This is a genomic window from Psychromonas sp. CD1 (assembly GCF_002239585.1).
Classification (GTDB): Bacteria; Pseudomonadota; Gammaproteobacteria; order Enterobacterales; family Psychromonadaceae; genus Psychromonas.
On record NZ_NDFH01000003.1, the window covers coordinates 1,136,275 to 1,148,095 of the forward strand.

General features: G+C 37.1%; 11 protein-coding genes. 5 read left to right on the top strand and 6 right to left on the bottom strand.

Features of this window, described 5'->3' with window-relative positions; all coding sequences use genetic code 11:
* The first annotated feature begins 47 nt into the window (after window positions 1-47).
* Window positions 48-1,280 carry a serine/threonine transporter SstT gene (gene sstT, locus B8W84_RS06760; RefSeq protein WP_094752505.1) on the top strand — a complete coding sequence of 411 codons (1,233 nt, stop codon included), beginning with the start codon at window positions 48-50 and terminating at the stop codon, window positions 1,278-1,280.
* A 136-nt stretch (window positions 1,281-1,416) separates the two neighbouring features.
* Here the strand turns inward: sstT and rppH are convergent, their stop codons facing one another.
* Window positions 1,417-1,968, bottom strand: a complete 552-nt coding sequence (gene rppH, locus B8W84_RS06765; RefSeq protein ID WP_094752506.1) for an RNA pyrophosphohydrolase — start codon at window positions 1,966-1,968, stop codon at window positions 1,417-1,419.
* 762 nt (window positions 1,969-2,730) lie between these two features.
* On the opposite strand from rppH, the gene mutH reads away from it, so the two are divergent.
* The 4 genes from mutH (at window position 2,731) to B8W84_RS06785 (ending at window position 8,592) form a co-directional block, all read left to right on the top strand.
* Complete coding sequence (gene mutH / locus B8W84_RS06770) at window positions 2,731-3,405, top strand: DNA mismatch repair endonuclease MutH (protein WP_094752507.1); 675 nt, start codon at window positions 2,731-2,733, stop codon at window positions 3,403-3,405.
* A 180-nt stretch (window positions 3,406-3,585) separates the two neighbouring features.
* The gene (gene uvrA, locus B8W84_RS06775; RefSeq protein ID WP_094752508.1) at window positions 3,586-6,411 is read left to right on the top strand and encodes an excinuclease ABC subunit UvrA; all 2,826 of its coding nucleotides are present in this window, start codon (window positions 3,586-3,588) and stop codon (window positions 6,409-6,411) included.
* Between the two features lie 104 nt (window positions 6,412-6,515).
* On the top strand, window positions 6,516-7,244 hold the full coding sequence (locus B8W84_RS06780; protein ID WP_094752509.1) for a response regulator: 729 nt from the start codon (window positions 6,516-6,518) through the stop codon (window positions 7,242-7,244).
* Entirely contained in the window at window positions 7,219-8,592 is a 1,374-nt protein-coding gene (locus B8W84_RS06785; protein ID WP_094752510.1) for an ATP-binding protein, read from the top strand. The genes B8W84_RS06780 and B8W84_RS06785 overlap by 26 nt, the downstream gene beginning before the upstream one ends.
* Here B8W84_RS06785 and B8W84_RS06790 read toward each other — a convergent pair.
* From B8W84_RS06790 to B8W84_RS06810, 5 genes are read right to left on the bottom strand one after another with little or no spacing between them, the layout of a single operon-like run.
* Window positions 8,589-8,912 carry an RNA-binding S4 domain-containing protein gene (locus B8W84_RS06790; protein WP_094752511.1) on the bottom strand — a complete coding sequence of 108 codons (324 nt, stop codon included), beginning with the start codon at window positions 8,910-8,912 and terminating at the stop codon, window positions 8,589-8,591. The two genes, B8W84_RS06785 and B8W84_RS06790, sit on opposite strands and share 4 nt — an antisense overlap.
* Before the next feature lie 31 nt (window positions 8,913-8,943).
* Entirely contained in the window at window positions 8,944-10,083 is a 1,140-nt protein-coding gene (gene thiH / locus B8W84_RS06795; RefSeq protein ID WP_094752512.1) for a 2-iminoacetate synthase ThiH, read from the bottom strand.
* 1 nt (window position 10,084) lies between these two features.
* Complete coding sequence (locus B8W84_RS06800) at window positions 10,085-10,864, bottom strand: thiazole synthase (RefSeq protein ID WP_094752513.1); 780 nt, start codon at window positions 10,862-10,864, stop codon at window positions 10,085-10,087.
* Window positions 10,865-10,869: 5 nt separating this feature from the next.
* Complete coding sequence (gene thiS / locus B8W84_RS06805) at window positions 10,870-11,070, bottom strand: sulfur carrier protein ThiS (RefSeq protein WP_094752514.1); 201 nt, start codon at window positions 11,068-11,070, stop codon at window positions 10,870-10,872.
* Complete coding sequence (locus B8W84_RS06810) at window positions 11,067-11,819, bottom strand: HesA/MoeB/ThiF family protein (protein WP_094752515.1); 753 nt, start codon at window positions 11,817-11,819, stop codon at window positions 11,067-11,069. The genes thiS and B8W84_RS06810 overlap by 4 nt, the downstream gene beginning before the upstream one ends.
* Window positions 11,820-11,821 lie beyond the last annotated feature (2 nt).

The window sequence follows — 11,821 nt, forward strand, 5'->3', positions numbered from 1 at the left end:
TAAATAAATGGAATTATTAATATTGTATTACAAAAGGAAGATAAAATATGAGCGCACCACCAAAATCCTTATTACGACGTTTAAAAACTAGTTTAGTGCTACAAATTATTATTGGTATTATCGCCGGCATTTTAGTTGCCACCTTTTCTCCAGCAAGCGCCCAATCTATTTCTTTTCTCGGTGAGTTATTTATTAAGGCATTGAAAGCCGTTGCCCCTATTTTAGTTTTTGTCTTAGTTACCTCTTCCATTGCCAATCAAAAAAGAGGGACAAGCACCCATTTAAAACCGGTGATCCATCTTTACCTTATCGGTACATTACTGGCTGCGACGACCGCAGTTATAATCAGCGTCCTCTTTCCAACAACTCTCATATTACATGCTACCGATATTCAAGCAACGCCACCTGAAGGAATTATTGAAGTTTTAAATACACTTTTATTTAAGCTAGTTGATAACCCTATACATGCTTTAAGTAGCGGTAATTTTATTGGTATTTTAGCTTGGGCTGCAGGTTTAGGTTTGGCTTTACAGCATGCATCACAAACGACTAAAACCATGATCGGTGATATTTCTAACAGTGTGACTAAGATTGTACATCTGGTGATCCGTTTTGCACCTTTAGGTCTCTTTGGCTTAGTCGCAAGTACCTTTGCTAAAACCGGTTTTTCTTCTCTAATAGGTTACTCGCATTTATTATTAGTATTAATTGGGTGCATGTTTTTTATTGCCTTGATAGTTAATCCCGCGATGGTCTATTTTAAAATCCGTAGAAATCCTTATCCATTGGTTTTTCAATGCTTACGCGAGTCTGGCGTCACCGCATTTTTCACACGTAGCTCAGCGGCTAACATACCGATCAATATGGAATTATGTCGTAAATTACAATTACATGAAGACACATATTCTGTCTCTATTCCATTAGGAGCGACCATCAATATGGCCGGTGCGTCCATCACTATTACTGTTTTAACTCTTGCGGCCGTACAAACTCTAGGCATTGAATTTGATATTGCAACAGCTATTTTATTAAGTATTGTCGCTTCAGTTTCTGCCTGTGGTGCATCTGGCGTTGCAGGAGGTTCATTACTATTAATTCCTTTAGCTTGTAGCTTATTCGGGGTGCCCAACGACATCGCGATGCAAGTCGTTGCGATTGGCTTTATTATCGGGGTGGTACAAGATTCTGCCGAAACGGCATTAAATAGTTCAACTGATGTGCTCTTTACCGCAGCGGCTTGTATCAGTCAAAGTGCTGCGACACAAAAAAAGAATACTTAACAAAATACTTACAAAACAAAAAAGTCACTCGCTTACGAGTGACTTTTTTACAATGACTAACCCTTTACATAAATAAAAATAATAAGATGAATAATAAAAATCATTCACTAAAAAAATATTTATCACTAGGGAATCGCTAATAAGTATTTTTATTATACGTCGAAGAACGTCGATGACGTTTTTCTCTTTTCTTTTCCGAATTACTTTTCATCAGTGAAAATGTAGGGATAGAAAACTCTTTTAATGCTTTACGGTATACATCACATTTAAACTGCACAACTTGACGTACAGGGTACCAATAAGTAACCCAGCGCCAATCATCAAACTCTGGATGCCCACAGGCATCAAATGTAATGTTCTTATCATCTTTTATTAATTGTAATAAAAACCAACGCTGTTTTTGACCAATGCAAATAGGCTCTGGAGCATCCCACCGAATTAAACGTTTAGGAAGTTTATAGCGTAACCAATAACGAGTATTTGCTAAAATTTTTACGTCTTCCGCTTTCAGACCCACTTCTTCATAAAGTTCTCGATACATTGCTTGCTCTGCTGTTTCACCCGTTTTAATCCCTCCTTGAGGAAATTGCCAAGAGTGTTGCCCATAGCGTTTAGCCCATAAAACCTGCCCCATTTTATTACAAATGATAATACCGACATTTGGACGGTAGCCGTCTGTATCAATCACATTTATACCTTTTTTATTATTAGCATCCTATTTGAATACCTTGTTGATATCTTTTTCTCTCTAAAAATAAAGAGCTTCAGTCAGAAGATCGTTTTATCTTTAACTATAGCAAATTGCTATCTTAATTACTTCTTCTATGCATAGTTGTCAGCAACTTATCACTCATTCTAAAAATAAAGAGAACCCTCTATCTAAAGGGTTCTCGATTAAAACAGCTCGTTTTTTATAAGAAAGACGAGTGATAAATAACATTGCATCAATATTTATCTCTCACCTAAAATAATAAATATAAACTAATGAATAAACAAGAATTAATCCACGAAAACTGTGCATAACTTTGTGTATAATTAAATAGACAATTAATCCACAGTATTTAATACTACACAAAATATCGACTTACAAGTTAAATAAAATTAAATACTTAATATATAACAGTAGCTTATGTGGAATAAATTAACAGCAGAAACATTGACTGTGCAAAAAAACAGCATTACTTGTACACATTGCTATGTGCATAAATAAGTCGGTTAAAAAAACAACAGTGCCTGTGATTCATCCTTTTTTTGATGGTAAATTAGACATCAACATCAAAATTCACTAATCTATTCATGATCTTTTAACTTTTGTCAGAGAATTTCTTAGCGTAAAAGAGTTATCCACTAATAACGTGGATAACTCTGTGCAACTTCATTGCAAAAGAGATGCATAACCCTAAATATTCGTTACTATAACACTTGATAACTTTTAAAAAGAGAGCTCTAAATGATAACCCCCCCTCAAACCACAGCGGATTTACTCCACTTATGTGAAAATATCGCAGGCTGTTCGTTATCAGAATTAGCTCAACTTGCCAATATTCCCATGCCTAACGATCTACGTCACAATAAAGGTTGGGTTGGACAACTTATGGAGTGGCATTTAGGTACAACCGCAGGAAGTAAACCCGAGCAAGATTTTAAACATTTAGGCATTGAATTAAAAACAATTCCCATTGATTCTCAGGGTAAAGTATTAGAAACGACTTTTGTGTGTAGCGCACCTATCATTAATATCACCGGTTTAATCTGGGAAAAAAGCAATATTTATCATAAATTAAAATGTGTATTATGGTTACCCGTGCAAGGTGAAAGGTGTATCCCTCTTGCGGATCGTATTGTAGGTAATGCTTTTTTATGGGTTGCATCCGAACAACAAAATAACGCTCTTAAAAACGATTGGAATGAATTAATGGACAAAATTGCACTCGGTGAAATTGAAAATGTCAGCGCTCGAGATGGACAAATCTTGCAATTACGCCCTAAAGCGGCCAATGGGCGCTGCCTTACCGATGCCTATGGCGCCTCTGGCCAGCTTATAAAAGTGAGACCTCGTGGCTTTTATCTAAAAAAGATTTTTACACAAGCAATCATTGATCAAGAATTTAAAATTCATCGATAATAACCTTGCTCTTTACTCATTTAAAACCCCAAATACAATTTCAGCGCCTGCTTTTATAAATATCACTCCCAGAATGAGAGTCATGCAGCGCTTATTAAAAATAAATAAGATCAACTATTTTATGATCCTCTTGCTTTAGTTATACTGTTTTAATTTACAGTGTTTTATTAGGTGATAAACATGAAAAATATAGTCATTCGCGGTGCAAAAACGCATAACTTAAAAAATATACATTTGAGTATTCCTCGCGATAAATTAGTCGTGATAACCGGTGTTTCAGGCTCAGGTAAATCTTCACTCGCATTTGATACCTTATATGCAGAAGGACAGCGCCGCTACGTTGAGTCATTATCCGCTTATGCTCGCCAGTTTTTATCTTTAATGGAAAAGCCTGATGTTGAACATATCGATGGTTTATCTCCGGCTATTTCAATTGAACAAAAATCTACGTCTCATAATCCTCGTTCAACGGTCGGGACAATCACTGAAATTTATGATCATTTACGCTTATTATTTGCTCGAATTGGCGACCCTCGCTGCCCGACTCATCATACAAGTCTCAAAGCACAAACCGTCAGTGAAATGGTTGATGCAATTATAACGCATCCTGGGGGCAGTAAAATGATGTTATTATCCCCAATAGTCAAAGATCGTAAAGGTGAACATGTTAAATTATTAGCAAGCTTAGCGGCTCAAGGTTTTTTACGTGTTCGTATTGACGGGGAAATTTGGGACCTTAGCGATCCTCCCACATTAGCATTACATAAAAAACACACTATTGAGGTCATTATTGATCGCTTCAAAGTTCGTAAGGATATTAAGCAACGCTTAGCTGAGTCTATTGAAACAACATTAAAATTAAGTGATGGCACGGCTATTCTTGCCTTTATGGACTCAAAAGGTAAAGAAGTACTCTTCTCAGCTAATTTTTCTTGCCCTCAATGTGGCTATAGCATTAATGAACTTGAACCTCGTATATTTTCTTTTAATAACCCAGCAGGAGCATGTACAACTTGTGATGGTCTAGGAATTGAACAATATTTTGATCCTAAACTTGCGGTCAGCGATATTAATTTAAGCCTTGCAGATGGCGCAATAACTGGCTGGGGTAAAAAATCAAAATATTACTTTCAATTACTTTGCTCTCTTGCTCAGCAAGATGATTTTTCCATAGAAACGCCCTTTCTAAAGCTCTCCGATAAAAATAAAAAACGCATATTGTATGGCACAAATAATGAAAAAATATCTTTTGAATATTATAATGAGCAGGGTGATAGTGTCATTCGATCACACCCTTTTGAAGGTGTTATCCCAAATCGTATTCGTCGTTATAAAGAAACTGATTCAAATACCATTAGAGAATACCTTGAAAAATTTATGGATCGTCAAACATGCTCAAGCTGTCAAGGATCTCGTTTAAAAATATCTTCACGCAATATCTTTATTGAAAATGTGAATCTTCCCTATATTTGTGCATTGTCTATTGCAGATGCACATGATTTTTTCAAAAAGTTAAAGTTACAGGGACAAAAACAAAAAATTGCAGATAAAATATTAAAAGAAATATTAGAACGTCTCTATTTCTTAATAAATGTTGGCCTTAATTACCTAAGTTTAGAGCGTAGTGCCACAACACTCTCCGGTGGCGAAGCACAAAGAATTCGTTTGGCAAGTCAGATTGGCGCAGGATTAATGGGCGTGATGTACGTTCTAGATGAGCCCTCCATCGGTTTACACCAACGCGATAATGAACGCTTACTAAAAACATTAACCCACTTACGAGATTTAGGTAATACGGTCATAGTCGTTGAACATGATGAAGACGCTATCCGTCAAGCAGATCATATTATAGATATTGGCCCAGGAGCTGGAATACATGGCGGTGAAATAGTCGCACAAGGTACCTACAAGCAAATTTTAAAAGCTAAAAATTCACTAACAGCCGACTACTTAAGTGGTCGTAAACAAATTGCAATCCCAACGCAACGCACCCCTTTAAAAAATGAATGGATAATACTTGATGGGGTTAAGGGTAATAATTTAAAAAATATACAGGTTAAAATCCCAGTGGGTGTGTTTACCTGCATTACTGGTGTATCAGGCTCTGGTAAGTCGACGCTTATCAACGATACTTTATTTCCCCTCGCTCAAAGTAAACTTAATAAAGCACACCTTGAAAAAGTCGCACCTTATAAAACAATCCGTGGTCTGTCTTATTTAGATAAAGTCGTCGATATTAACCAAAGCCCTATTGGTCGAACACCTCGCTCTAATCCTGCGACTTACACCGGTATATTTACACCGATTAGAGAGCTTTTTGCTGCCACACCCGAATCACGAGCACGCGGCTATAAACCTGGCCGTTTTAGCTTTAATGTTAAAGGTGGCCGTTGTGAAGCATGCCAAGGTGATGGTGTCATTAAGGTTGAAATGCATTTCTTACCTGACATTTATGTTCCTTGTGATACCTGTCATGGCGCACGCTACAATCGAGAAACATTATCAGTACACTATAAAGGTAAAAATATTCAACAGATATTAAATATGACTGTCGACGATGCTTTTCATTTTTTTAATATGATCCCAATGATTGCACGTAAATTAAAAACATTAATCGATGTAGGACTCTCGTATATTAATCTAGGTCAAGCGGCAACAACCCTTTCAGGTGGTGAAGCGCAACGCGTAAAATTAGCAAAAGAACTATCCAAACGAGATACAGGGAAAACTTTGTACATTCTTGATGAACCAACTACGGGTCTACATTTCCATGATATCGCTCAACTTTTAAAAATTATCCATACCTTACGCGATAACGGTAATACCATTATTATTATTGAACATAATTTAGATGTTATCAAAACGGCAGACTGGATCATTGATTTAGGCCCTGAGGGCGGAGATGCGGGGGGCGAAGTGATCGCTGCGGGCAGACCAGAGGATATTATCAACGTTAGAGAAAGTTACACGGGCCATTTTTTGAAAAAAAAATTGAACGCTCAATAATGCTTAAATTCGCCCTCATGAATATATTCATTGACACAATTTGACACACCCTTTCGTATAAAAAAGCGTATTATTACGTAATGACCCTACCGAGAAAATTATGCATGAATAACATACATCTACTAATTGTCGATGATCATCGCGAGATCCGTGAATTATTACAACGTTTTTTAAAACAGCACCAATATCGTGTTTCGCTTGCGATTAATGGTAAAGAAATGAAAAAAACACTTAAAACAGCCAATATTGATTTAATTATTTTAGACTTGATGCTGCCTGGTGAAGATGGCTTAACTCTATGCCGTAATTTACGGGCTCAATCGAATATACCGGTGATAATGCTCAGTGCAATGGGTGAAGAAATGGATAAAATCATTGGCTTAGAAATGGGCGCCGATGATTATATAAGTAAACCTTTTAATCCACATGAATTATTAGCACGTATTAAAGCGGTATTACGTCGGGTTAATCAAGTGGGAGAACGAAGCACTGCTGCACAAATCCTTGTTTTTGATCGTTGGACCATTGATATCACCCGTCGAGAAATAATCAATGAAGATGGTATTAATATTATTCTAAGCAGTGCAGAGTTTGATCTTTTAAAAGTGTTTATCGCTCACCCACAACAAGTTCTCAGTCGAGATCAATTACTCGATTTAGCCAAAGGCCGTGATGGTGATGTTTACGATCGTGCGATTGACACGCTAGTGAGTCGTTTACGTAAGAAATTAGAGAAAGATCCAAAGCAACCAAGTTTAATTAAAACAATTTGGGGTGGAGGTTATCAATTAACTTGTGAGGTTAAAAATGTTAAAACTGCGCTCCTTAAATAGTTTAATAGTGCAGATAACAATTGTAATGTTACTCGGTTTAAGTGCGCTCATGTTTCTTTCTTTACAACTCTATTCCTCCGATCGTCAGCAAGCTGTACGCTCTGTTTCAACAGAGAGCACGCTACAACGAATAGGTGCTTTAATTGAAATTTTATATAAAACACCGGATGCCTTGCATCAAGAGATAGTCCTCGTCAGCCAAGGACTACAATTTAAAATTAGCCTTGATACCTCACCACTAATATTTAACAATCAACGTCCTGATCTTAGCGAACAGTTACAATATATGCTACGTGATCAACAGATTAATGATATCCGTATTGTTTCTTACTACAAGAAAAAAGGCTGTTCACATCAACGACATAATAGAAATAGCGGAAGACGTAATCGTCAATTAAGCGGTTCTATTTTATTATCGCCTTCACTTTGGTTAAACTTTGACTCTTCAATTAACGCACAAGTTGAAAAGATTTCATTAAAAACCATTTTTATACTTATTGCACTGACTTTAATCATATTACTGAGTATGGCATGGCTGGTTAAACGCGCTTTAAAACCTATCGCTAAGCTTGCTATCGCGGCAGAAAGAATAGGATCAGAACGAGATTTCTGTGCGCTTGCTGAACAAGGCCCTTCTGAAATTTTACCTACGATCCGTGCTTTTAATAATATGCAGCAACATTTATCCACTTTTATTGAAGATCGTGGAAAAATGTTAGCGGCGATTTCTCATGATTTACGTACCCCAATTACCAGTTTACGTTTACGTTTAGAATTTATTGAACCTAGTCCGGATCAACACCAAATGCTAAATACTTTAAAACAAATGGAAGATATGATCCAAGCAACACTGCGCTTTGCACGCGATGATGCCCAAAAAGAGAAAAAACAACGTTGTGATATTAATACGCTACTCTCAACGATTTGTCAGGAACGACAAGAACAAGGGATCTCAATAAAACTACAATGCCCTGATAATTTAATTTTTAGAGTATGGCCTCTCGCGATACGTCGTGTGATTGAAAATTTAATCAATAATAGTTTAAGTTATGCAAAAGATGAAAATGGTATTGTTAATATTTCAATTTATTGCATTTTAAAAGATGAAAAATTACAGATAAAAGTCTGCGATCAAGGTAAAGGTATTGCTGAAAAAGATTTTGAAGAAGTTTTTAAACCCTTTGTTCGTTTAGATAAAGCACGTGACGTCAGTGATGCTAGTGTAGGCCTTGGTCTCGCTATCAGCCGCAGTATTGTGCAAGCACATGCCGGAACATTGTGTTTAAGCAACAACCCTAAAGGGGGCTTATGCGCCACAATCTGCTTGCCAATACTCGATAAAAATTAAAAATGTATAGCACGTCGAGGGGTGTTTATTAACAACTCGTTATTTTCCTCCTCTTTAGCCTCGGTTTCATACTCGGCAAGTTCGCCTTGTAATACAACTTTTAAATATTGTTCATTAAAATAAACCATATCACCCGCGTACACTTTCTTGCGTTTACGCGTTTCCACATCTCCGTTAAGAAATACATAACCATCTGCAATAATTTGTTTTGCTTCACCCCCACCTGAAACTATATTACCTAATTTTAATATTTTATAGAGTGCAACTGGCTCTTCACGGATTTCTACCAATGTTGCATAAATATCTTTTCCATCTGACATATTACCACTCTCTTTTTCTTTAATGACGATATTAACGTTCAATTTTAGCGTGTAATGGTCCAGATAAACACTGTTCCCAATCTTTCCAAACCACTTCATAACCAAGTTTTTTTACACATTTGGCCATTTCAGCAGGGCTACGTTCATCTGAAATTTCAAATTGTTGTAAAGCTTTGGTACTACTTTTCGCATAACCCCCTGGCTGTGTGCTCGATCCTGCACTTAAGGATGTTATACCCAAAGGAATAACATTATCTCGAAACGTCGCCGATTCTCGCGTAGATAGTGACAGTTCAACTTCTCCATTAAATAAACGATAAGCACAAATTAATTGGAGTAATTGCTTATCATCCATTACTGACTTTATCGTCGCACTCCCCGCACAAGGACGTAATCGAGGAAATGAGATACTATAACGGCTTTTCCAATATTTCTTTTCTAAATATTGTAAATGCGCGGCAACATAAAAACAATCAGTACGCCACTCCTCAAGCCCAATCAAACAAGCCAACCCCATCTTTTGTATTCCAGCGCGACCCAATCTATCATGTGTATCTAAGCGGTATTTAAAGTCTGTTTTTTTACCCTTTAAATGATGCAGAGCATAAGTAGGCTCATGGTATGTTTCTTGGTAAACCAATACTGCATCGACACCGTGCCCGATAAGATCAGCATATTCATCTTGATCTAAGGGCTGAACTTCTAAACTAATATGTGAAATATATTTGCGCACAACTTTTAATGCTTCTTTAAAATAAGGCAAGCCTACTTTTCTCTCTGATTCCCCTGTCACTAACAATATATGCTCGAAATTCATTTTTTTTATGGCAATACACTCTGCCTCTATTTGATCTAAATCCAACGTAGTACGACGAATTTTATTGTGCATTGAAAAACCACAATAAGAACAAATATTACTGCACATATTTGATAAATAAAGAGGAATATAAAATTGCTGTGTTTTACCAAAACGTTGCATTGTCAATTGTTGTGATTTAAATGCCATCTGCTCCAAAAAAGGTGCACCCGCTGGAGAAATTAAGGCTTTAAAGTCCTCTAAATCTAACTTCGATTTTGCTAATGCTCGTTGAACATCCGAAGCTTGTTTCGCGTAAATAGATAAACGAACATCATCCCATTGGTAATTTTTTATTTGTTTGCTAAACGTCATCTTATTCCACCTCTAAAAAAGCAGTTAAAGGACTCGATGCACAAGCAACTTGGCTTTGTCCGCCTAAGCCAGCCAAATAAGCCTCACGACCAGCTTGCACCGCTTTAGCAAAAGCACGACTCATTGCAATAGGGTCGCGAGCAACCGCTATGGCAGTATTAACGAGCACCGCATCCGCTCCCATTTCCATGGCAAGCGCTGCGTGTGATGGGGCACCGAGTCCCGCATCGATAATAACGGGAACGGTAGCCTGTTCAATAATTATTTCTAAAAAATCAGCGGTTTTAATGCCTTTATTTGACCCTATTGGCGCACCTAAAGGCATCACAGCAGCACAACCGACTTCCGCTAAATGTTTACACAATACGGGATCAGCATGTACATAAGGTAAGACAATAAAACCTTCTCTTACGAGGATTTCAGCAGCTTTTAATGTTTCTATAGGATCCGGTAATAAATATTTAGGATCGGGATGGATCTCTAGTTTTATCCAATTAGTTTGTAATGCCTGACGAGCAATTTGGGCTGCAAAAACAGCTTCTTTAGCATTACGTGCTCCCGAGGTGTTCGGCAAAAGTTGCATACCATGTTCGATTAAAGGCGCTAAAATATCATCATTTTTATTTTGCATATCGATGCGCTTTAATGCCATTGTCACCAGTTCAGATTGCGATGCTTGCAATGCACTAAGCATCGTTTTTTGATCATTAAATTTACCCGTACCGGTCAATAATCGAGAAGAGAATACTCTATCTGCTATCACTAAATTATCTTTATACATACTTACTACCCACCTGCAATTGCTTGAAAAACAGAAACAACATCATTTTCTTGAAGCTGATAAGACGCCCATTTCTGACGTTCAATTACTTGCTGCTTAACAGCCACAGCATGCCCGTCAAGATCACATTTTAATAACGAAAATAATTGCTTAATATTTAAATCTATTTCAACATCCATCCGCTGATAATTAACATTTATTATCATGAAATTGCTCCACATACTGCACATTGTAAATTTTTGTTAATAGAAAATGTTTGCCATTCCAATGTCTTTGCATCAAAAAGTTTCAACTTGTTTTTAAGCTCAGAGGGTATACCAACGATAAATTTAATCGCTTCCAATGCTTGCATCGTACCGATAATTCCCACAACCGGCCCTAATACTCCAGAATTACTACAGTTCAAGCTTTCATCGCTGTTTTGCGGAAAAATACAATGGTAACAAGCAGAGTCCGAAAGCTTATTGTCAAAAAACATTAACTGACCTTCCATTCGAATAGCGGCCCCAACTAATAAAGGTGTTTTAGTTTGCACACAGGCAGTATTTATTTTCTGCCTAGAATGCATGTTATCTGTACAATCTAGCACCAAATCGATCATCGACAACTCCATTGAAAGTTGCTCTTGAGACATTTCTTTATTAATACTACGTATGCGTATTTGTGGATTTAACGCCTCTAAACGTTGCTTCATGGCAAGTACTTTATATTTACCTACATCTGCGGTGCTATAAGCAATTTGCCGTTGTAAATTACTCACGTCGAGCACATCAAAATCAGAAATAATCAACGTTCCAATACCTGCAGCCGCTAAATATAATGCGGCTGGCGAGCCTAACCCTCCCATACCAATAATAAGTACCTTGCTGTTTTTTAATTTTTCTTGACCTGTCACGTCGACATCTTGCAATAAAAGATGCCGGCTATAACGTAAAACTTCAGGATCAGTTAACATAC

Coding starts and splice junctions, on each gene's coding strand:
- sstT (WP_094752505.1), top strand. CDS start 48: ATGAGCGCACCACCAAAATCCTTATTACGACGTTTAAAAACTAGTTTA.
- mutH (WP_094752507.1), top strand. CDS start 2,731: ATGATAACCCCCCCTCAAACCACAGCGGATTTACTCCACTTATGTGAA.
- uvrA (WP_094752508.1), top strand. CDS start 3,586: ATGAAAAATATAGTCATTCGCGGTGCAAAAACGCATAACTTAAAAAAT.
- B8W84_RS06780 (WP_094752509.1), top strand. CDS start 6,516: ATGAATAACATACATCTACTAATTGTCGATGATCATCGCGAGATCCGT.
- B8W84_RS06785 (WP_094752510.1), top strand. CDS start 7,219: ATGTTAAAACTGCGCTCCTTAAATAGTTTAATAGTGCAGATAACAATT.
- B8W84_RS06790 (WP_094752511.1), bottom strand. CDS start 8,912: ATGTCAGATGGAAAAGATATTTATGCAACATTGGTAGAAATCCGTGAA.
- thiH (WP_094752512.1), bottom strand. CDS start 10,083: ATGACGTTTAGCAAACAAATAAAAAATTACCAATGGGATGATGTTCGT.
- B8W84_RS06800 (WP_094752513.1), bottom strand. CDS start 10,864: ATGTATAAAGATAATTTAGTGATAGCAGATAGAGTATTCTCTTCTCGA.
- thiS (WP_094752514.1), bottom strand. CDS start 11,070: ATGATAATAAATGTTAATTATCAGCGGATGGATGTTGAAATAGATTTA.
- B8W84_RS06810 (WP_094752515.1), bottom strand. CDS start 11,819: ATGTTAACTGATCCTGAAGTTTTACGTTATAGCCGGCATCTTTTATTG.